A 21,130-nucleotide genomic window follows, 5' to 3' on the forward strand; every position below is an offset into this window, starting at 1 on the left:
AAAGCAGAATGAACCCCTAAATTTTAAAAAGGATTATAGAATAAACTAAAATAGAGACCGTTTTCTTGTAATGTTCTCTCATTTGAGTTAACAGATACTAAAGGAATGCCCCAGTCAAGACGAACAGTGAAGCGATCGCCTTGTGACCAACGCAACCCCAGACCAACAGCAGCTAGAGTATTAGGGTCGGGATTCTCTCTATCAGAACTATTCCAGCCAACCCCAAAATCCACAAACGGGATAACCTGTAACGTGCTATTTATCTGGGGTAAGCGCAGAATCGGTACTTGAACTTCAGCAGAAACAAAAGTGCCATTATCCGTCAGCAGGTAATCTTGACGGTAGCCTCGAATGCTATCCTGCCCACCTAAGCCAAATTGCTCTATAGGCAGAAGTGTTCTGGATGCTAGTTGCGTATTTAAACGTAATAACAATAAGGTTTCAGGAGCCAAAAGGCGTGCCCACTGCGCTTGCCCTTGCCAGGCAAAAAAACGACTATCGGGAGGATTTTGATTAATCGTGGCATTCAACACATCTATGCCCAGACTGAATTGAGAGCGTAGGGCGATGACTTCACGGCTGTTACGACTCGTCCATTCTTGAAAAAATCGCAACACAGATACCCTGGTGCGTCCCTGTTCATCAGCACCTAAACCAGGGAAAGGGAGTCGATCTATGTCGATATAAGAGGCTTCACTTTCCCGTCGGGAGGCTGTCAACCCAAGGGCGAATTCTTGTGTGGGAGTTTGAATTATGGGCTGGCGGAATGTTAGTTCGTAATAGCGGGAAGCCGATTGGATATCTAAAACGTCGAAAGGAGGTTCAATGACATTACTCCACGTAGTGCCATAGTAGAAGGTGAGGGTTCCGTTCTTAGGATTGAGTGGTAATGTATAGCTGGCATCAATGGAATTGCTACCATCGGTATTAGTGTAAGCTACACCCAGAGCATCTCCTAGTCCCAATAAGTTGGCTTCACTCAATTGTAATCGGCGGCGGAAACTGCCAACACTAGGCGATCGCCCATTATCAAGAACTATTTGGCTACTAAAGGTTTTAGCCTCGCTAATCTTGACTTCTAAGAGACTCTCACCAGTCCGCGATCCTGCCGAGAGTTCAGCAGACACGTTTTGAATCAAAGGATTAAGTTGCAAAAGTTGCAGCGCCTCTAGTAGACGCTGCCGATTCAGAGGTGGTGATGTAGCTATTGCTAATCGGCTGCGGACATAATTTGGATTCAACCGCCGAGTCCCAGTTACCTGGATATTTTCTAATTTACCTTCGACCACCTGAATTTTTATAACACCGGATTGGATTGTTTGGGGTGGAATCAAAGCACCAGAAGTAATGTAACCATTTTTGACGTATAGATCAGTGATTTTAGAACGTGCTTGAAACAATTCAGTCAGTGAGATCGGTCGTTTGGTAAATTCAGCAATGGCTTGGGCTAACTCTTTGGCACTGAAGACTGTGCTACCAACAACTTCAAATCGTTCAACAACAATAGTTTGAGGAGAGTTACTAGGGAATGGTTGCTCAAGTGTGGGAGTTGGGACAGAGGGTGGAAATAGTTCTGCTGGTGGGGGGAGTGGCTGTGGCAGTTCAGGTGAGGGAAGTGGGGAAGGTGCGGGTGGTTGGACATCCTGTGGTGGTGGGAGTTGTCGTTGTGACAGGATGAAATTACTAGTTGGTAATTGTGTAGTATCAACAGCCTGAGCTTTCAGTGGACTAGAAGATATGTTGCTGAGTAATAGAAGCATACTCAGCGGTAAGCAAGACACTATACGATTCTGAGGATATTTATCAATCATCGCACTCGACTATTTTTTGTCAGAAACTATAGGATTATACGGCGACTACTTCAGATGTGAATCTTACTTCATCTTTTGTCGCTAAAGTTGATATCTTGGGCAAATCTCAATTTAAAAGCTAAATTATCTAGTTATTGCAGACTTTAAAGTATCGATGGTGTTCGAGCTGTATAAACAAGTAGATATGTTGGAATTATCTGTTGCTGCCGGAAAAATAGACCTAGTATCGCAAGGCGGAAGTTAAAAGTCACTCATTCACTCATTCAAAAGAATTATATTCCTTGCTCTTGCGCCATTTTGTAGACGCAGAGCGGCTTCCCGGAGGGTATGGTTGGTTTATTTACGCGCCCGCTGTACTAGAGCTTTGCGAGCACGCACCATTTTATATAGCGGTGCATGATCGCCGAGAGTCATGTTTTTTGTGATCAAGCATATCAAAATATGCGCCTAACATCCTCTACAGTCATTTCATTTTTACTTTATAAATGACCTCTTAGAGCAAAGAAAGTGTTGCAATGGCAAATTACAGCAATTTTCAGATAAATAGACCACGCCCTACGGGCACAGCATTGCTCATTGATGTCAACTTAAATTGATTACACCAAGTTTTATCATTGGCTTTGCTGTTTGTTGTATACCAGGTTGTGACTGGGCGATGCCTAAACGCTTCAACCACCATCATTATTTTGCAGAAGAGTGTTTTTTCTTGTTCACTATCGTCTCAAGTCGGGCATTAAATTTTTTGACCAATTCATACAAAATATCTAGCTGTGATGGCGTGAGATAGCGTATTACTTCATCTGTTTTGATGTTCAAAACGTTCTGGTTCCGGTTTCCTCCGACTTAACCGACTAGCTAGATTGGATTGAATGTAGCCGGAATCTACAGCAAAATTAAACAGGGCACTGATTATTGCCTGATTAAGAGTATGTCGATTACCGTTCTTGTTCAGTCGGGCGGATCAAGATTTCGTTGACGTTAACGTGTAACGGCTGTGTGACAGCATAGACGATGGCATTGGCAATGTCTTGACTCTCTAGATTTTTGACCGAACCGTAAAAGTTTTTCGCCCGCTTTAGTGCAGTGGAATCCGTAATGTGCTGTGGGAGCTCTGTCGCCACTAACCCGGGTTCAATAATCGTGACGCGGATGTTGTTTTGATAGACCTCTTTGCGAAGTGCTTCACTAAATGCACCAACCGCCCATTTGCTGGCGTTGTAGACACCGCTTCCAGCGTTTGCAACTCGACCTGCAACTGATGAAATGTTGACGATATGCCCAATGCCTTGTGCCTTCATCAACGGTAAAACTTTGTGAGTCGCATACATCAGGCTTTTCCACCAGTGGCAGTAATACGGGCTTCTAAGATTTGCAAACGATCGCTCCGACGGGCAGTAATCACTACTGTAGCGCCAACTGATGCCAGCGCTAGTGCTGTAGCCTCGCCAATACCAGACGATGCCCCTGTTACAATTGCCACTTTGTCAGTTAACTTACCAGGCATTGTTAGCTTCTCCCTTGAAGATTATTTTTTCGTTTTTTACGTAAAAGTCAATTGACGGTTTGAGGGCTTTAGGCGCTCCGACGTATATTTCCTCACATAGCAAAATATTAATGGTAATAGCGGACAGAAATTCTGTAACGCTTTTCCTGTTCGATCTACCTATGATGACACTTTTTTCTCTTTTCTTTATGGCAGTATGTGATCGCCTGAAGGGAGAAGAATTTTTTCTAGTAGTTTTATATTATAAATGGTTGATTATTGAAAGAGCCGAAGTTTTGGAATAATCATTTTCAGTTATTTTTATAATATCTTGTTCAAATAAGTCCATTATTCAATAATAATAATTAATTACTATCTCATTAATTCTGACAATATCTCCTCTTGGAATATCTTCCATAATTTCTTCGTTTAAGGAGTGCAGAGTTGGCAGGCCACCGAGAAATTTTTTGATAGTGATCTTCTGTTCTCTAAAGTACTTGACAAAATCCCGGATTTAAGCCACAACGTTTATTTGGGATTCTATTGTTTCTAGCATCAAAGCCATAGAGTCAAAATCCTCAAAATTTTTGCCATGCATGGGTTACAATTTTTGTCAAAAGGATAAGTTCAAACTAAGGCAATCAAATGATGGCGATATCTGAGGCGAGTATCGGTATCTTAATCATTGTCATTGTCTGGTTTGATGTGTTTCAGGTGGTGATTGTTCCTCGTCGCTCACCGCGCACGTTTAGAATTTCATCGCTGCTGATCAGATTATTCTGGTTGCCGTGGCGACAATTGAGTTTGCACGCCGGCAAGCGGCAGGAGTATTTATTGGGAATATTCGCGCCGTTGTCGTTAATGCTGCTGCTCACGGTTTGGGTGATTGTATTGATCGTTGGGTACGGGCTGCTCCTATATGCTCTGCAAGACTCCATCCAACCTGCGATTCGAGATTTTGGTAGTGCCCTTTACGTGGCGGGAACCTCGCTGTTCACCCTTGGATTTGGCGATTTTGTAGCTGTAGGGATTGCGCGAGTGGTGGTGTTAGCGGCAGCAGGATCGGGATTGGCAGTGATGTCGCTTGTGATCGCGTTTTTATTCTCACTCTACAGTTCGCTACAGCATCGGGAAGTTTTTGTCAATCTTGTCGAAGCACGGGCTGGCAGTCCTCCATCGGGGGTGACGTTGTTGGAAACTTATGCTCGGTTAAAGATTCTTGACCAACTGCCTGGTGACATTGGGGATTGGGAAGTTTGGGCAGCGGAAATTTTAGAGAGCCATCGCGCGTATCCAATTCTGTCGTTTTTTCGCTCGACTCTGGAAGATGATTCCTGGATTAGTACACTCGGTGCAATGCTCGACGCTTGTACGCTATTGCTTACTACCGTGCAAACTGAGCATAGCGGTCGAGCGTATTTGATGCACCGAATGGGCTGTCGTATTATTCTGGATCTGCATCAGTTGTTTCAACTTCCCGAAGCCGCCATACTCGAAGTTGATCGCGAACAATTTGAGCAGTCACGGGCAAGTTTAGCACAGGCGGGTTTTGTGCTAAAGGATGCAGAATCGGCGTGGCGAAAGTTTGTAGAAATGCATTCTGCCTACAGCAGCTTACTCAACACATTAGTTGAATACTTCGCCATCAAACCGCCCTTATGGACTGACCATACTTTCCCTGCACCTCATCCGCTTGCTCACCGACTTCGCCAGAAAACGGGCAAGCGATCGCCAAGCTCAACCTCAAGTCACTGATTCATAGACTTGATAACCTTATTTCGGCAGCTACCTAATGCCAAAGCAACTTTTGCCACTGCCTCTAGAGCCATAATCTTTTTAATTAACCGTCCCCCATCATCTTTTTCAGCCTCTAATCTATTTTGTATATGGTTTACTCCATACCTCTTTGCTTAAACATTCCCATCAATTTACGTTTACGAGCGTGGGTTTGCATCAAGTTTTCCCGATAGCTTAACCAGTCAGCTTTCTTCCCAGATTCCAAGTAGGCATTACGTACTTTTTTCAACCATTCAACCGCATAGTAGTAGTATTCGGCTTTACCTGCATCCATAATCTTTTCGGCACGGCGACGAGCATTAGCAATCACCCAATCAGGATTGTGAGGGATAGCAGCATTCATGACTCGGTGAATCAACTCTGAATAATAAGAACTGAGTTCACTAACGATCGCAATTGCATCATCAATTAGTCCTTCATATAAAAATATATCCACCTTGGCTGATTCTGTTCCCCAACCACCATAAGTACGGACAATTCTCAGCAGGTCTGTTTTGAGACTTTCCCAGTTTTCCCCAGCCAATTCTGTCATCTTTTGGTAGTCAACAAAGCAGGGCTTGACTTGAAAAGCTGCCTTGATTGCTAATAAAGCAGCTTCACTATTACCCCACTCCAGAGCCAAATCACTTGTCCAAATTCCCAATTCGTATTGACAATTACCCGGTAAATTTAATCCACTCTGGGCTATATCTAGTGCTTGCTGTAATGCCCCCTGAACGCTTAGTGTTTTCGCTAGGGCAAAGGCTTCTTCCATTGAGTTCATCTGGGTTTGAGCAGCATCAATTGCTTCTTCCACCCTGCCCAAACGCCCTAGCATTGTGAGATACTGCTGGGTTTGTCCTTCCGCTTCTGCTAAATACAGGTATTCTTGGTAACGTTCCTGACGTTCAAGAATTTTCAGCCGAATTAATGCCAAATCATCTGCATAGTCTGGCACATCTTCTTCCCAAGCTCCCCTTTCGGTGATATTACCTTGGAGAACTTGTACCAGCGGCGGATAATCCCAACCTTGGCGTAAAGCCTCCATAACTATGCCAAAATCAGCATCCCACTCATCTTGCCAGGTTTCTAAATTTATTTGAATATCAACTTTTTCTTCTGGGGTGAGTTCCACACTGAGAATTGCTTCACACCAAGCATTATTTAATTCCCCAACAATTTCATCATTTTCAGCACCGTATTCTGCAACATCATCCCAATTTTCCACACAGGTAGAGGTAATCGCTTCTAAAATAGCGATCGCATTTTCACCCTCTCCCCGTTCGCTAAAATCTACCGCAGTTTGCACCACACTCAGCAATTCTTCGGCAATCGGGTCTTCTTCGTACCCCTCCTCAAAGTAGCGCACGGTATCCCGGAGAATCTGCCGGACTTGCCCCCGAAAGGGAACCGGATCAATAGTACTGTGGCGCACAGATTTTGTGGTTTTTTCCTGGACAGCAGGATTAGTCATCCAGGTGACATGGTGGTCAATCGCCTCAATTAGTGGTGGGTATTCTGTTACCAATTCTTGCAGCAGCCTTTGGGTTTGGATATGATCCAGGCGATTTAGTAGTTGTTCTAAGGTGGGGCGCTGCTCAATATTTTCTGAGTTCCGCGCACAGACAAGCATCGTCGCGACAATGTGTTTGCACCACCCTTCAAAGTCGTAAGCACAAGTGCAGTTGACTGAGGTTAACCCACTGCTATCGAAACTCAGATTGACATGATAAGGTTTAGCTTGAGTGCCGACAACATTTGCCTGAAGCAGATGACCACGTTGGGTAACAGCATTGACAGCACCAGCCTCATAATATGCCTCGCCCCGCTGGAAAGATTTGGCGTTGGCATGACGGCGGATAGTAAATTCACTAATTTGGGGAATAGACATCGAGCGATCGCCTGCGTAAATCCTTTGGATAAATCCTAAATCCAGCTTAGGTGTTAGGCTAACACGCTGTAAAGAAATTCAAAGTTATAGGTATGGGCCAAACCGGGCATTGGAAGCTTTGAGGTTCTGAGGTGGATGAATCCAGTTCTAACTTTCCTTTACTCCCCTACTCCCCTACCTCCCCACTCGTTTTGAGTATAAAAAAAAATAAGTATATAGATTTGACTATAATTACTGAAAACGTCCATCTTTTGGCCTGAAGTGAGTGAATCATAATTTGAGTTAGCAACACCCGAACTTTAAATCAGTAAATAGTTATCAGACGGATGGTAGGGGATTTAAAACAGTGAACAGTGAACAGTAAACAGAAATCTGTCTTCGTACCGGCGTAGGTTTTAAACCCGCCACCAACGCCTACCACCAATTGGTGGGGGACTTAAACCCAAGGATAAACACCTCATTTTTTACTGATAACTGATAACTGATAACTGATAACTGTTAAAGGGGTTGCGCTGATTGTCAGTCAAGTTGAGAATAAATAGGCGAAGCACACGGGGAAACTAACGTGAGTGAAGGATTTGATTACGATTTAGTAATTATCGGCGCTGGTGTAGGCGGACATGGCGCAGCCTTACACGCCGTAAGTTGTGGTCTGAAAACAGCGATTATTGAAGCTGCTGATATGGGAGGAACCTGTATTAATCGGGGCTGTATTCCTTCTAAGGCGCTGCTGGCAGCATCTGGACGTGTGCGGGAGTTACGCAATGCCCACCACCTCAAGTCAATGGGAATTCAAGTTGAGAGCGTGGAATTTGATCGCCAAGCGATCGCCAATCATGCTACCAATCTTGTCTCGAAAATTCAAGGCGATTTAACCAACAGCCTCAAACGTCTAGGAGTCGATATCATCAGGGGTTGGGGAAAAATCGCTGGGGTGCAAAAAGTCTCTATCACTGGAGATGGTGGTGAAAAAACCATCACAGCCAAAGACGTTATCCTTTCGCCTGGTTCAATTCCTTTTGTGCCTCCAGGGATTGAAGTAGATGGCAAAACTGTCTTTACTAGCGATCAAGGTGTCAAGTTAGAGTCGTTACCAGACTGGGTGGCGATTATTGGCAGTGGTTACATCGGCTTGGAATTTTCTGATATTTACTCAGCTTTGGGTTGTGAAATCACCATGATTGAAGCCCTAGATCAGCTAATGCCAGGATTTGACCGTGATATTGCCAAACTTGCCGAACGGGTGCTGATTACTCCCCGCGATATTGAAACCAAAGTGGGAATATACGCCAAAAAAGTTATCCCAGGTTCACCTGTGGTGATTGAGTTAGCAGATTTCAAAACCAAAGAAGATGTAGATGTCATCGAGGTAGATGCTTGCTTGGTGGCTACAGGACGCATCCCGGCTACCCAAAATCTCGGTTTAGAGTCTGTGGGTGTGGAAGTTGATCGGCGGAATTTTATCCCAGTTGACGATCGCATGGCAGTGCTATCAGCTGGTGAAGTAGTGCCGCATTTGTGGGCAATTGGCGATGCTAATGGAAAGATAATGTTGGCACATGCGGCTTCTGCTCAAGGCATCATCGCGGTAGAAAATATAGTTGGGAGGGAAAGAATAGTAGACTATCGCAGCATCCCCGCAGCGGCGTTTACCCACCCAGAAGTTAGCTATGTGGGCTTAACGGAAACCGCAGCTAAGGAATTGGGACAAACCGAAGGGTTTGAAATCGCCGCAAGTAGGAGTTACTTCAAAGGGAATTCCAAAGCATTGGCAGAAAATGAAGCCGATGGTGTTGCCAAGGTGATATATCGCAAAGACACAGGAGAAGTCTTGGGCGTTCACATTTTCGGACTGCACGCCTCAGACTTAATTCATGAAGCGTCAGCTGCGATCGCAAACCGTCAATCTGTCCAAAGCCTCGCACATCTAGTTCACGCCCACCCAACACTTTCGGAAGTCTTGGACGAAGCTTATAAACGAGCGATCGCCATCTAAAAGTTAGGAGTGAGGAGTTAATAATTCCTCACTCTGTCAATTTTAGATTTTGGTCGCACCTTTGGTACGCTGACAGCGCAACTTGGATTTTGGATTGAATCTAAAATCTAAAATCTAAAATCTAAAATCCAAAATCCAAAATCCAAAATTGAATGACTCATAATTCCTAACTCAGCACTAATTATGCAAATCCGTCGCCGTTCACCTAGCCCAGCTATTAATGTATCCATGTTACGTTATCAGGCTGCTGTGCCTGATGCAGCGCCAAACAACATCTTGGAAGAAATTGTCTGGCACAAAGAAGTAGAAGTTGACCAAATGCGAGAAAGGCTTCCTTTGCAGGAATTAGTCAAGCAGGTACTAACTGCGCCACCTACCCGTGATTTTGTCGCCGCCTTACGCCAAGGTAAGACAAAGCCAGCGTTGATTGCCGAAGTCAAAAAAGCTTCACCGAGCAAAGGCGTTTTACGAGCAGATTTTGACCCAGTAGCGATCGCCCTATCTTATCAGCAAGCCAAAGCTAGTTGTCTTTCTGTGCTGACAGATGTCAAATTCTTTCAAGGTAGTTTTGACAACTTAGCCAAAGTTCGGGCTGCCGTAGATTTGCCCTTACTGTGCAAAGAGTTTATCATCTATCCTTACCAAATGTACTTAGCGCGGGTTCAGGGTGCAGATGCTATTTTGTTGATTGCAGCTATCCTGAACGATCAAAATTTGAAATACTTCCTGAAAATTGCTAACAAACTGAAAATGGCAGCCTTGATTGAAGTCCATAGTTTGGCAGAACTTGACCGTGTGTTAGCCTTAGATAGGGTCTCCTTAATAGGAATCAATAATCGCAATTTGGAAGATTTCTCTGTTGACCTGCAAACTACTTGCCAACTTTTAGCTGCAAGGGGTAGCCAATTGCAGGAGAAAAACATCCTTGTTGTCAGTGAGTCAGGACTACACAACCCAGAAGATTTGAGTTTGGTACTTACAGCAGGTGCATCTGCTGTACTGATTGGAGAATCTTTGGTAAAACAACCAGATCCCGGCGCAGCGATCGCCCATATCTTGCCGAAGAATTTTTGAAAAAAACCCCTTTTGAGCGCCCTTAGCACGGGGTAAATACACACAATTTTTGGGCGATCAGGCAGACTATGCGTAGATACGCAGCTGTTTGCCGCCTGATATTATCAATATCTTTGCCAAATCTTCATCGCCACTCGGATCAAAGCTATAAGCAATTAGTTCTTTCATATGTAACAATTTATTGACAAGATAGAAAATCTGATTAATACAAAATTCCAAATATGAAATCAAAATTTAACTTCATGGAGCAAATTCCTCTACCTTCACCTATTCACTACGAACTTATACTTCAACTCTTAGAAAGACAAACTATGTTAGCAGTAAATGATAATCCAGATTTACGGCATCAGGTGAATCAGCTAATTATTACTCTCCGTAAAGCTGCTGTGCAGCAAAAGCGACTAGAAGAAATTTGTGAGTTTTCCTCTGTAACTATTGATCACCGTTGGTCGATCAACCATTATAACGATAGCAAAGTTGTTGCCCCCGATTGAAGCTGATAACTTAATATCTCAACCTCAAATTTGGCATCTTTGTTAAGTGAGCTTACCATTATCAGAAAGTGTATTGAAGTGGCCAGTACTTAAAAGTTCCGCCGCACTTGCTTGACTCAAATGCACAGTTTGGGGTGTGATTTAAAATGTTTCTGGTTACAGAACTTTCTCTGCTTTGCAAAAATATCTATAAATACTAGATGAGGATTTGAAATCGCCAGTCTCAACGCTCAGATTTTAGTTCATATAAATTTTACTTTATTTAGCTTATTTTATCAAGTTATACATAGTTATTTTTTCTCTAATTACTAAGCTTTTTATAATTTATACAATAATTCTATTAATGCTGTATAAAAAAAATGTCATTTTTATAAAAATTTCAGATTGGAAAAAGTTCATATTGATTTAAAGGAAAGTGTAGATCCGCTAAAATATTGATGAGATTCTCTCTCGAATTTGATGAAAGATGAAAAATAACAGCATTGATGAACTATTCAGAAATAATCAGGCTTGGGTTGCTGAAAAACTGGCTCTAGACCCAACTTACTTTCAAAAACTATCTAGGGGACAAACACCACCTTTTCTATACATCGGTTGTTCTGATAGTCGTCTAGCCTTAACAAACTTTACCCGTACAGAACAAGGAGAGTTCTTTGTACATCGTAATATTGCCAATCAAGTTTCTCTTACAGATATTAACTTTTTAGCCGTTTTAGAATATGCAATTTTACATCTTGAAGTGGAACACATTATTGTTTGTGGTCACTACGATTGCGGAGGAATTAAGACCGCTTTAGAAGGGAGAACCATCGGAATTCTTGATAACTGGGTAAATCCGATTCGCGAACTGTATTTACACAAACGAGAAGAAATTGATGCCTTGCCAACAAGAGAAGAACGTCTGAATCGTTTGGCAGAAATCAATGTTGTGGCGCGAGTAAAAAATCTTTACCAAACTTCCGTCATGCGTCAGGCACTCTATGAGCGAAAAGCGCCTATGGTTCATGGCTGGGTACTAGATATAGGCAGTGGGTTGATCAAAGATTTGAACGTTTCAACTGTGCAATGGCAATTGCACATCTGCCCCTTGCTTCTAGAGTTTAGACTCTACACTATGTTAAAAAATGATAGTCAATTCGGTATTTAACGCCACACAAACAAAAATGTACATTGGAGACGTGATAAATCGTGTCTTCACAACTTTTATTTTAAGTGAAATAAATAGTTGTTTTTTTGCCACAGTATTATAAATTTTACGTCAAATCTCTAAATAATTTTAGATTCTTGTCCAATGAAAGTTATGAATATAAGGGTGCGTTTTACCTGTGGCTAACGCACCGTCAAAGATTAGATTACTACAAAGAATTATTTCTTATAAATTATCCACACTGCATGAATAATCCCAGGAATGTAACCGAAAAGCGTCAAAAGTATATTAATCCAAAAGTCTATACCAAAACCTACTTGTAAAAAAACTCCCAAAGGCGGTAAGAAGATGGCACACAGAAGACGAACTAAATCCATTTGAACCTCCTGTTAATCTCACAAAGACAGCTTGTCGGCGAAGTGATTCACCACTGCTCAAGTATATTTATACCTCTCAAAGATAACATTGTCACTCTCAATCTAGGTCACAGTTTAGATGCGGTAAACTCCACTCAAGATTAACCACCGCTAATTTTGGCTTTATAACCTAGCTTGGTCAATATCTCGACAATTTTTTGCTTGTGTTCACCCTGAATTTCAATTTCGTTGTCTTTAATTGTCCCACCTGTGCCACACTGGGTTTTCAAATGCTTCACCAAATCTGCCAAGGTTTCTGGTTTGGCTTGAAAACCGCTAACCACTGTGACGGTTTTGCCTTTGCGTCCTTTGCGGGAAGCTTGTACTTTGAGATTTTGTTGTTGTGGGGGCAGTTCTGAAATTGGTCTTTCTGTGGCGGCGAAGTTGTCGTTGCCAAATTCGCGGTAGACAAAGCTTTTGTCAGAAGATTTGGGATTGGAAGAAGACATAAAACGAATGTTTAAGAAAGATTTCAAAGGCAGTGGAAACTTCTACGCAACCATTCTGCTGGGATATCAATTTCTAGGCTAACATCACAAATCCATTGCAAGGGATTCAAAGTAATTGGGCATGGGGCATTGAGTCTCAACGAAGAATTTAGTTCCCAGTCCCCAGGTATACCCCAGATATGCCCCAGACTTTCTATAATAATTAAGTCATTCCCGTCATCAAAATCAGCCCGTGACTACCACTCCCCTATCTCCAAGTTCAACTGCTCGAGTTCCCGATCAGCTAGGTCGCTTTGGACGCTTTGGCGGTAAGTATGTACCTGAAACGCTCATGCCTGCTCTTGCTGAACTAGAAACAGCTTATCAGCAATACCGCAATGATCCTGGTTTTCAAGCAGAACTACAGCAGTTGTTACGGGACTATGTAGGACGTGCCACACCATTGTATTTCGCTGAACGCCTGACTGCTCATTATGCCCGACCCGATCGCACAGGGCCGCAAATTTACTTAAAACGCGAGGATTTAAATCATACTGGCTCTCACAAAATTAATAATGCCCTTGGTCAGATATTGTTGGCGAAACGCATGGGCAAGCAACGGATTATTGCCGAAACGGGTGCTGGACAGCATGGAGTTGCCACAGCCACAGTTTGCGCTCGTTTTGGGCTGGAATGCGTAATTTACATGGGCGTTCATGACATGGAACGCCAAGCTTTGAATGTGTTTAGAATGCGGCTGATGGGCGCAGAAGTGCGTCCGGTGGAGGCGGGAACGGGAACCCTGAAAGATGCTACTTCTGAGGCGATTCGCGATTGGGTAACAAATGTGGAAACGACTCACTACATCCTGGGTTCGGTAGCAGGGCCCCATCCTTACCCGATGATGGTACGTGATTTTCATGCAGTAATCGGCCAAGAAACTCGCGCCCAAGCAATCGAAAAGTGGGGTGTATTACCTGATATTCTGTTGGCTTGTGTGGGTGGCGGTTCCAATGCTATGGGCCTATTCTATGAGTTTATCAATGAGTCTTCTATACGACTTATTGGGGTTGAGGCAGCAGGAGAAGGTGTCAATACCGAAAAACATGCAGCTACCTTGACAAAAGGACGAGTTGGTGTATTGCATGGAGCAATGAGCTATCTCCTGCAAGATGAGGATGGGCAAATTATTGAGGCACATTCAATTAGTGCGGGTTTAGATTATCCCGGTGTGGGCCCAGAACATAGTTATATGAAGGATACTGGTCGCGCCGAATACTATAGTGTGACGGATGCAGACGCTTTGGCAGCATTCCAGCGATTGTCGAAATTGGAGGGGATTATCCCGGCATTGGAAACAGCCCATGCGATCGCTTACCTCGAAACCCTATGTCCTCAACTAACGGACAGTCCTCGGATTGTAATTAACTGCTCTGGACGTGGTGATAAGGATGTACAAACGGTAGCAAAATCATTAAATTATGCGTAAATATACATAAAGTTTTTGGGAAGAAGCAATAATGGATCAACAATTCCAACACGCTATGCTAACGTAACCCACTCACGACGAGTTGGCACGCCAAAGCACTTGGTTTGTAGTTGCTGCAACTAAATAAGTAGAGGAAGTATACCAATTCGTAACTTGTAATTTGTAATTGAGAAAGTCAGATTTTATCTGGCTTTCTTTTGTATGTGTAGTCTTATTTTTGGAGAATTGGTATTAGGATGACAAAAATAGCTAAGGGTAAACGATCTGTTTACTTAGACAATCCGCAAATCGATAAATTGTTATACCGATTCTGTATGAAGATTCGCCATATATGAGGAACGAACCGCATTCGCGCAGCGTTTCGCAGAAAAGAACGCATACCCCTACGGGGAAGCAAGCTACGCGTAGCGTCTCGTAGAGAAGGATACAAAGAAAGAAATAAAAAGCCAAGAAAATTTGGCGCAGCTTCACAAAGAAATGATATTAGCGGTTGTGTGAGGGCTGGACACCATTAAACAGTTCTTAGAGATTAAAGGGATTTTATCAGCTACTGAGATTGAAGCTTATGAGCCGGATGCCAAAGTAACTAAAGAGCAGGAACAGTGGCGTGCAGAATATCTTGCATGGGTGTTGCACGTGATACAAGAGGAATTAGAAACTCTTGAATAAGCCTAGCTAAAATTACGTAGATATTTTTGGGGAAAATCCAAATTATCTGTATATAAATAATCATACTAATAGTACATGTAAATTTTTTATAAATAACACAATTTTTTTGTAAAATCGTGCATTTAAATGTTTACTGGTAGTTTTTGAACATAAAACCCCATAAACAGAGGTATATAGACTGATAGGCAATTTGTCACATTGATACTACCTTGGCTAGATTGTCTGGAACTTCAGTTTCAGCAAATGATAAAAATAACAATCTACAGCGTTGCTTTAGGCACTATTATTCTCAGTAGTGGAGCGATCGCTACTCCTGTAACAAATGCAACTTTTACATCAAAATCTTCACTTGTATTAAGTGATACTGTTTATCTAGCAGCATCTAGCATCAACACTGCTACTTTAGAACAGTCGGTTTTCAACCAAATTAATAACTACAGAGCTACCCAAGGGCTACCAGCGCTGACTCGTAATGCTGCCATCGATAATCAAGCCAGGATTCACAGTCAGAACATGGCTAATGGTACAGTTCCCTTTGGACATACAGGATTTCCAGAACGTGTTAAAGCAATCGGTATTCCTTACAGAGCTGCTGGTGAAAATGTCGCTTACAACCAGGGATATAGTGATCCTGCCACAATAGCTGTTCAAGGCTGGCTCAAAAGTCCAGGGCATCTGGCCAATATCAGAGGTAATTATGATAAGACGGGGATTGGTGTCGCTAAGAACAGTAGAGGCGAAATCTACTTCACACAGATTTTCCTTCGCTGATAGATTTGTAGGACTTACGCACAAGAGATCCCCCAACCCCCTTAGGACTTACGCACCAGTTACGGAATAACGAACCGCAGAGGAGCCAGTGCGTTGGGCGGGTTCCCCGACTTAAAGCAACTGGCGCGACACGGAGAAATCAGAGTTTCAGAGATATTTTGCGTAAGTCCTACCCCTTAAAAAGTTGGCTATTTAAGATCCCCCGCAATTTATCGGGGCGTTACGAGGGAGTGCACGAAGCGCACGCTACGCGAACGAGGTTTCAGGTTTTGAATGCGTAAGTCCTGATTTGGTAAAATTTAGGTTTTTTTCTCAAATTCCCCAGACTTCAGCCTGCTAGCAAAGCTTTTGCTAGATGTTGAATAATGTAGTTTTAATGACATTTGTCTATTGGATACTATATTATTTTTTTAGTAATTCATGAAAATCTTAAATTCTCTAGCCAAAATAACCGTAATTTCATCAAGCTGACCTACTGAAGTATTGACAATTGTTCAGATTGTTTATACTTCCTATACAAAAATTTAGCCAGATTGCCGAAATTCATCAATCCTTAATAGTATCGTGGTATATATCGTCGGAACAATAGGGTAGAGTAGAAGTCTTATATCTCTACACATTACGCAATTCTCCATGTTCCGACAAACTGCTTTTGGCATCGCTTTAAGTGCGCTTGTCCTTGCTAGTGGATTAACGACTGTTCCGATCCCAAATTATCCTTCTACGAATACATCCACCCGTAATAAGCTGTTGTCGCTTTTTTCCAGTCAGGTTGCAATATCGACTCCTACTTTTAAAACTACGGAGTTAGAAAAATCAGTTTTTGACCAAATTAATCGATATCGGGCTTCTAAAGGACTGCCAAAGTTGACCTTAAATGCAAATATCACTCGACAGGCAAGAATTCATAGTCAAAATATGGCTAGAGGTAAAACCCCGTTTAGCCATCAGGGATTTGAACAACGAGTCAAAGCTATCCCTATTCGCTACAACAGTGCGGCGGAAAATGTTGCTTTCAATCGGGGATATAGCAAACCTGTGGACGAGGCTGTTACTGGTTGGATCAACAGTCCGGGACATTTAAAGAATCTTAAAGGAAATTATAACCTGACTGGAATTGGCGTTGCTACTAATAATCAAGGCGAAGTCTACCTAACACAACTTTTCTTTCACACTAGGTAAATTTAATTTCTGATTTTTTTGCACAATAATATAGTGTCTGACAATACTTTTGTCTGCTGGACACTGCTATTATTTTTGAACAATTCATGACATTACAAGATTTTCAGGTGAGCGATCGCGATCTCAGTGACGCAGCCCTTGGACAGTATTTAGAATCTACAGCGATCGCAGTTGATACAGAAACGATGGGATTATTGCCACAGCGCGATCGGTTGTGTCTTGTCCAGCTGTGCAACCTCAAAGGGAAAGTGACTGCAATCCGTATAGCCAAAGGACAAGCTAACGCTCCAAACTTAAAAAAACTCTTGGAAGCAGCAAATGTTGTAAAAGTATTTCATTTTGCTCGGTTTGACCTTGCCACTTTACGAGCCAATCTGGGAATTCAGGTTGAGTCTGTTTTTTGCACCAAAATAGCTAGTAAATTAGCCCGTACTTACACAAATCGCCACGGACTCAAAGATGTGGTGCAAGAGTTAGAACAAGTGGAACTGGATAAAAGCTCTCAAAGTTCTGATTGGGGTAACGCCGCTAGTTTATCTGAAGCTCAACTGAGTTATGCTGCCAATGATGTGCGCTACTTACTTAGTGTGCAGCAGAAGCTAATAGAAATGCTTAAACGAGAAGAACGTTGGGAAATTGCTCAAGAATGTTTTGAATTTCTACCAACAATAGTTTCCTTAGATTTATTGCAATTTAAAGATTTGTTTGAACACTGACAAAACAGTAAACCTCTTGCAAAAGTTATATTTCTACAGGACAAGCCTCTGGAGGCAGAATATTTTGTCTCCTGACTCTTCAAACTTTTCACATGCCTTTTTTTATATTCAACGCCAAGGGCGAAGGGCAACTCCTTCTCCTGGACGCTATCACCTAGCTTGCTTCCCCGTACCCCTACAAGGAATGGCTAAAGCTGCAGCTCAGAGTGCTCTGTGAATTCAGACTTATTTCCTCACGAGAAATTGAGATTTTGCAAGAAGTCTATTGCTGATTTGCTAAGTTATTTTATGCCTAAGAGCCAACATTGGAATCATCTGAACTTTTAGGAGTTATAGATTCACTAAATGTCTTGCTTGACATCACTGGTTTTCTCTTGAATGTCTTGCTTGACGTCACTGGTTTTCTCTTGAATGTTTTGCTTGACGTCACTGGCTTTCTCTTGAATGTCTTGCTTGACGTCACTGGCTTTCTCCTTGACGTCACTGGCTTTCTCTTGAATATCTTGCTTGACGTCACTGGCTTTCTCCTTGACGTCACTGGCTTTCTCTTGAATACTTTCCTTTAGATTAGTGACTCCCTCTTGAATGCCTTCTTTGAGGTTACTGGCTCCCTTTTTAATGGCTTCCGCTGGGGTAGAGCCTCCCTTTTCCTGAAGCTCTTGGTTATTTTTTAGCCGATCTACGATATTGTAGTCATCTGCACCTGGGGGAGTTTTTGATTCAACAATGCCTTCTGTTGGCCCACCGATCGCCTTCCATGCAGCAAGACCACCTTTGAGTTGGGAGACATGCTCAAATCCATTAGAACGCAGTTGTTGTGCGGCTTGGGCAGTTTCTTCTTCATTAGCACCGTAAAGGTAAATATCACGGCTCTTATCCAAAGAAGATACTGCACGCTCCACCAATTCATCTATTGGCATCGGCATCGCTCCCATAATGTGACCTTGGTTGAAGGTCGGGCGATCGCGCACATCCAGTATTGTAAAAGCTGGTTCGCCCCATTCTAGACGAGTCTTCAGGACATGAGCATCAGATTCTGCTTCTATTGGTGGCTGTGGGGGAATGATGCCGCCGGCTAAATTGTTAGTCATAACTATTCCTTACTAGCGATATTAATAGCAATTTACCGGACTAAACATCTTTAATTTCTCTTTCTCTAGGATGAATTTACTCAAAATATCTCCTGAGATAGAGTGGCTAATTAAAATATTTTCTACCATTTAATCCATTGCAAATATAGTCAACTTCGACTATTGGAAGGTAAATTTGTATATTAATTTAATTAAATATATTTAAAGTTTATATTTTTAATTTATATATTAAGACACTTTATGATTAAATTTAAATTTATTAAAATTACTATCTAATTAATAAAAAATAGTTTAAGAATTAAAAATATTCAGTCATTAAAGACCATTTATAAAGTAAATATAAGGAAACACTAAGAGCGAATAAGCCGCAAAACCTGTCCAACGCACAGGCTCCCCGACAGTAATTTTATTTTTACTTTATAAATGACCTTTTAGTACAGGAATTGTGTACCTTTTCAATATTTGCGATCGCTCATAATAATGTCTCTTGAATTTCTCGCTGCACTATTGAGGCAATTTACCAGCAATTTCTTGACATCGTATTCCACCAAGAACCCATTTTGTACCTCAATTGCTTTCATCACTGCTTCGTTATCTAGCTGCTATTGAGTTAACTCTGAATTAATATTTTGCAAGGGTTCTAGATAGTCAGCAATAAGTTGCAGGCTTTTTTCTTGTTCAAAAAAGCAATTTACAGCTAATAACAAACTGATTTTTGTAAAAAGTTTGGGTAAATCTGCGAATTTATATTGTGATTTTATCTGCTTTTTGTGCTTGTACTTCATCTAATCCATCTAGCACAAAATCAGCCGTTTGACCTGAATTGCGCTTAGGAGTTGCCTCAAATGCCACATCTTCAGGTAAAGCAGCAACCTTTTGTCAAGATAACTCTAGCTGTTGGCAAATTTGCACAAAACAAGAGCGTAAAACCGACTCACCTGTAAAAATTTGCAACCTGGTTGACGTGTAATGTCTAAAGCCATTGCTAATTTATGCTAACTCTAAGTTTTGTCTGTTAAAACTGTTTTTGCTGCCTTGATGCCTTCTGGTGATCCTCTCAGTTTTTGGCTTGTCATAATCTCAAGCTGAAACTTGTAGTATAGTATATGCTTAAGAGGGTAAGTACATGTAAATGCACGCAGGGAAAACTCTCGTAGATCCTCTTCAAAAGGATATACCCATTGGCTAGAGTACAGTTGGATAAGTAGGAGTTTAGAATCTAGATTGGCTTATAGCTTAGTTTGTGAGCCTTTGTTGATACCTAATTAATCAGGGAGTGCATTGCTCTTCCAAAGTTGTGGTAATTGCTGTGGCGTTTGGTGTTTCTCTGGACTATTTGCGGTTATGGAGATGGTCTTCAATTACACTCATCTTCAGTATGAAGTTTAAAATTGTACCATAAAAATTCAAAAGTATACAAAAATCATACAATAGCTTTACATTTTAGAAGCATTATGATGGCTGAAGTTTTCATAAACTTCATGGAAAATTAATTGTACACAAGTACTACAGTAGGGATGGTACTCAGCACAGACGCGCGTGAATACACTCTCAACAGAAACACGTAAAGCAAAAGTGGCGCAACAGCGAATCGCCCAATCTACAATAGGCAGCATTATGGTTATGGTTACCGCTACTACTCCCAAAATTCTGATCGTCGATGACGACTTTGGCGTCCGAAATCTCGTCTATCGTTTTTTAAGTCGGAAATATCAAATAGAGTCGGCAGCAGATGGTAAGACTGCCTTATCATTGTTTGAGCAATTCAACCCAGCTTTAGTAATTCTGGATTGGAATTTGCCGGATGTTAATGGTTATAGCCTCTGCCAAGAAATGCAGAGTCGTACTAATGTTTTAGTGTTGATACTGACTAGTAGGACTGACGAGGCTGATAAAATTAAAATCTTAAGCGTAGGTGCTGATGATTTTATGACTAAACCGTTTAGTCTTGCAGAAGTTGAAGTTAGAGTAGAAGCTCTTTTGAGGCGGATACGCTACATCAACCCTTCCCCAACACAACGTATTCTCTTCAAGCAGCTAGCAATTAACCCAGAGGGTCGGGAGGTAACACTTAACGATAAACCTCTCGCCTTAACAGCGCTGGAATTTAATATCTTACATTTTTTGGCAAGTCATCCTAATCAGGCTTGGAGTCGTCCACAGTTAATCCAAAAAATTTGGGGTTGCGACTACGTAGGAGATGGCCGGGTGGTTGATGTGCATATTGGTCAGCTTCGCAAGAAGATGGAAGTTGATGCTAGTATACCGGAGTTTATTAAAACTGTGCGGGGCTATGGTTACAAGTTTGAAGCACCTGACGAAAATACTAATTTTTGATCTGACCGATTTCAGGAGTACTTCATAAAAAGAATGACTCAGATGAGTCAGCATTCCCAGAAATTCTCAAGTATCAGGTGAAAGAGTCAGATTTGGTAGGTGATAGAGAATGGTTTCTAGAGTTAACCCGTCAGCTGCATAAAACTAGAGCGATCGCTGTTGGGGGTATACTCAGGCAGTATATGCGCGAATTGGAGGAGAAAAACCAAGACCTCATTGATGAAAGTGAAGAGACAGATGAGGTGGATGGGGAAAGTTTAGTTTGTAAGGATTCAGGTCTAATATTGGGGAAGCAAAGAAGGGCGAGACAGATGATTATTAGAAGCAGCAATTAGAGCTTGTACAAAAAAATCAATCAC

Annotated in this window: 17 protein-coding genes and 2 pseudogenes; 11 read left to right on the forward strand and 8 right to left on the reverse strand. The window is 42.0% G+C overall.

Features of this window, described 5'->3' with window-relative positions; genetic code table 11:
• Nucleotides 1-23: 23 nt before the first annotated feature.
• The 3 genes from V7K48_RS26005 to V7K48_RS26015 form a co-directional block, all read right to left on the reverse strand.
• A complete protein-coding gene (locus tag V7K48_RS26005) occupies nucleotides 24-1,811 on the reverse strand; it encodes a ShlB/FhaC/HecB family hemolysin secretion/activation protein (RefSeq protein ID WP_335076736.1) in 1,788 nt (595 codons plus the stop codon).
• Between the two features lie 935 nt (nucleotides 1,812-2,746).
• On the reverse strand, nucleotides 2,747-3,139 hold the full coding sequence (locus V7K48_RS26010) for an SDR family NAD(P)-dependent oxidoreductase (RefSeq protein WP_335076738.1): 393 nt from the start codon (nucleotides 3,137-3,139) through the stop codon (nucleotides 2,747-2,749).
• Nucleotides 3,139-3,315: an SDR family NAD(P)-dependent oxidoreductase gene (locus V7K48_RS26015; RefSeq protein ID WP_335076740.1), complete on the reverse strand. Its 177-nt coding sequence runs from the start codon at nucleotides 3,313-3,315 to the stop codon at nucleotides 3,139-3,141. The genes V7K48_RS26010 and V7K48_RS26015 overlap by 1 nt, the downstream gene beginning before the upstream one ends.
• A gap of 624 nt (nucleotides 3,316-3,939) precedes the next feature.
• Between V7K48_RS26015 and V7K48_RS26020 the strand changes: the two genes are divergently transcribed.
• Nucleotides 3,940-5,049: a potassium channel family protein gene (locus V7K48_RS26020; protein WP_335076742.1), complete on the forward strand. Its 1,110-nt coding sequence runs from the start codon at nucleotides 3,940-3,942 to the stop codon at nucleotides 5,047-5,049.
• A gap of 136 nt (nucleotides 5,050-5,185) precedes the next feature.
• Here the strand turns inward: V7K48_RS26020 and V7K48_RS26025 are convergent, their stop codons facing one another.
• Nucleotides 5,186-6,961 (reverse strand): SWIM zinc finger family protein, encoded by a 1,776-nt coding sequence (locus tag V7K48_RS26025; protein ID WP_335076744.1) that lies wholly within the window; start codon nucleotides 6,959-6,961, stop codon nucleotides 5,186-5,188.
• 565 nt (nucleotides 6,962-7,526) lie between these two features.
• Between V7K48_RS26025 and lpdA the strand changes: the two genes are divergently transcribed.
• The 4 genes from lpdA to V7K48_RS26045 all read left to right on the forward strand — a co-directional run bounded on the left by lpdA (nucleotide 7,527) and on the right by V7K48_RS26045 (nucleotide 11,672).
• The gene (lpdA, locus tag V7K48_RS26030; protein WP_335076746.1) at nucleotides 7,527-8,957 is read left to right on the forward strand and encodes a dihydrolipoyl dehydrogenase; all 1,431 of its coding nucleotides are present in this window, start codon (nucleotides 7,527-7,529) and stop codon (nucleotides 8,955-8,957) included.
• A gap of 183 nt (nucleotides 8,958-9,140) precedes the next feature.
• Nucleotides 9,141-10,031, forward strand: coding sequence for an indole-3-glycerol phosphate synthase TrpC (gene trpC / locus V7K48_RS26035; protein WP_335076748.1), 891 nt, complete (start codon nucleotides 9,141-9,143; stop codon nucleotides 10,029-10,031).
• Between the two features lie 242 nt (nucleotides 10,032-10,273).
• A complete protein-coding gene (locus tag V7K48_RS26040) occupies nucleotides 10,274-10,525 on the forward strand; it encodes a DUF5340 domain-containing protein (protein WP_334972412.1) in 252 nt (83 codons plus the stop codon).
• Between the two features lie 466 nt (nucleotides 10,526-10,991).
• Nucleotides 10,992-11,672 (forward strand): carbonic anhydrase, encoded by a 681-nt coding sequence (locus V7K48_RS26045; protein WP_335076750.1) that lies wholly within the window; start codon nucleotides 10,992-10,994, stop codon nucleotides 11,670-11,672.
• A gap of 218 nt (nucleotides 11,673-11,890) precedes the next feature.
• Here the strand turns inward: V7K48_RS26045 and V7K48_RS26050 are convergent, their stop codons facing one another.
• Together V7K48_RS26050 and V7K48_RS26055 are read right to left on the reverse strand one after the other, a co-directional pair.
• A complete protein-coding gene (locus V7K48_RS26050; protein WP_334972139.1) occupies nucleotides 11,891-12,049 on the reverse strand; it encodes a YqaE/Pmp3 family membrane protein in 159 nt (52 codons plus the stop codon).
• Nucleotides 12,050-12,189: 140 nt separating this feature from the next.
• Nucleotides 12,190-12,537 carry a translation initiation factor gene (locus tag V7K48_RS26055; protein ID WP_335076752.1) on the reverse strand — a complete coding sequence of 116 codons (348 nt, stop codon included), beginning with the start codon at nucleotides 12,535-12,537 and terminating at the stop codon, nucleotides 12,190-12,192.
• A gap of 232 nt (nucleotides 12,538-12,769) precedes the next feature.
• Here V7K48_RS26055 and trpB point away from each other — a divergent pair, with 232 nt between their 5' ends.
• From trpB to V7K48_RS26075, 4 genes are all read left to right on the forward strand, one after another.
• On the forward strand, nucleotides 12,770-14,005 hold the full coding sequence (gene trpB, locus V7K48_RS26060; protein WP_335076754.1) for a tryptophan synthase subunit beta: 1,236 nt from the start codon (nucleotides 12,770-12,772) through the stop codon (nucleotides 14,003-14,005).
• Between the two features lie 912 nt (nucleotides 14,006-14,917).
• Nucleotides 14,918-15,445: a CAP domain-containing protein gene (locus V7K48_RS26065; RefSeq protein WP_335076756.1), complete on the forward strand. Its 528-nt coding sequence runs from the start codon at nucleotides 14,918-14,920 to the stop codon at nucleotides 15,443-15,445.
• A gap of 633 nt (nucleotides 15,446-16,078) precedes the next feature.
• On the forward strand, nucleotides 16,079-16,627 hold the full coding sequence (locus tag V7K48_RS26070) for a CAP domain-containing protein (protein ID WP_335076758.1): 549 nt from the start codon (nucleotides 16,079-16,081) through the stop codon (nucleotides 16,625-16,627).
• Between the two features lie 86 nt (nucleotides 16,628-16,713).
• A complete protein-coding gene (locus V7K48_RS26075; protein ID WP_335076761.1) occupies nucleotides 16,714-17,343 on the forward strand; it encodes a ribonuclease H-like domain-containing protein in 630 nt (209 codons plus the stop codon).
• Nucleotides 17,344-17,987: 644 nt separating this feature from the next.
• Here V7K48_RS26075 and V7K48_RS26080 read toward each other — a convergent pair.
• Nucleotides 17,988-18,434 (reverse strand): annotated as a pseudogene (locus V7K48_RS26080) (rhodanese-like domain-containing protein); the annotation flags it as partial.
• Between the two features lie 455 nt (nucleotides 18,435-18,889).
• Nucleotides 18,890-19,015 carry a hypothetical protein gene (locus V7K48_RS26085; protein ID WP_335076764.1) on the reverse strand — a complete coding sequence of 42 codons (126 nt, stop codon included), beginning with the start codon at nucleotides 19,013-19,015 and terminating at the stop codon, nucleotides 18,890-18,892.
• A gap of 1,036 nt (nucleotides 19,016-20,051) precedes the next feature.
• Here V7K48_RS26085 and V7K48_RS26090 point away from each other — a divergent pair.
• Complete coding sequence (locus tag V7K48_RS26090; protein WP_334972410.1) at nucleotides 20,052-20,771, forward strand: response regulator transcription factor; 720 nt, start codon at nucleotides 20,052-20,054, stop codon at nucleotides 20,769-20,771.
• An 8-nt stretch (nucleotides 20,772-20,779) separates the two neighbouring features.
• A pseudogene (locus V7K48_RS26095) lies at nucleotides 20,780-21,007 on the forward strand (protein rep); the annotation flags it as partial.
• Nucleotides 21,008-21,130 lie beyond the last annotated feature (123 nt).

The sequence above is a fragment of the Nostoc sp. genome, assembly GCF_036919615.1.
GTDB lineage: Bacteria > Cyanobacteriota > Cyanobacteriia > Cyanobacteriales > Nostocaceae > Nostoc.

Coding starts and splice junctions, on each gene's coding strand:
- V7K48_RS26005 (WP_335076736.1), bottom strand. CDS start 1,811: ATGATTGATAAATATCCTCAGAATCGTATAGTGTCTTGCTTACCGCTG.
- V7K48_RS26010 (WP_335076738.1), bottom strand. CDS start 3,139: ATGTATGCGACTCACAAAGTTTTACCGTTGATGAAGGCACAAGGCATT.
- V7K48_RS26015 (WP_335076740.1), bottom strand. CDS start 3,315: ATGCCTGGTAAGTTAACTGACAAAGTGGCAATTGTAACAGGGGCATCG.
- V7K48_RS26020 (WP_335076742.1), top strand. CDS start 3,940: ATGATGGCGATATCTGAGGCGAGTATCGGTATCTTAATCATTGTCATT.
- V7K48_RS26025 (WP_335076744.1), bottom strand. CDS start 6,961: ATGTCTATTCCCCAAATTAGTGAATTTACTATCCGCCGTCATGCCAAC.
- trpC (WP_335076748.1), top strand. CDS start 9,141: ATGCAAATCCGTCGCCGTTCACCTAGCCCAGCTATTAATGTATCCATG.
- V7K48_RS26040 (WP_334972412.1), top strand. CDS start 10,274: ATGGAGCAAATTCCTCTACCTTCACCTATTCACTACGAACTTATACTT.
- V7K48_RS26045 (WP_335076750.1), top strand. CDS start 10,992: ATGAAAAATAACAGCATTGATGAACTATTCAGAAATAATCAGGCTTGG.
- V7K48_RS26050 (WP_334972139.1), bottom strand. CDS start 12,049: ATGGATTTAGTTCGTCTTCTGTGTGCCATCTTCTTACCGCCTTTGGGA.
- V7K48_RS26055 (WP_335076752.1), bottom strand. CDS start 12,537: ATGTCTTCTTCCAATCCCAAATCTTCTGACAAAAGCTTTGTCTACCGC.
- V7K48_RS26065 (WP_335076756.1), top strand. CDS start 14,918: ATGATAAAAATAACAATCTACAGCGTTGCTTTAGGCACTATTATTCTC.
- V7K48_RS26070 (WP_335076758.1), top strand. CDS start 16,079: ATGTTCCGACAAACTGCTTTTGGCATCGCTTTAAGTGCGCTTGTCCTT.
- V7K48_RS26075 (WP_335076761.1), top strand. CDS start 16,714: ATGACATTACAAGATTTTCAGGTGAGCGATCGCGATCTCAGTGACGCA.
- V7K48_RS26085 (WP_335076764.1), bottom strand. CDS start 19,015: ATGAAAGCAATTGAGGTACAAAATGGGTTCTTGGTGGAATACGATGTC.
- V7K48_RS26090 (WP_334972410.1), top strand. CDS start 20,052: ATGGTTATGGTTACCGCTACTACTCCCAAAATTCTGATCGTCGATGAC.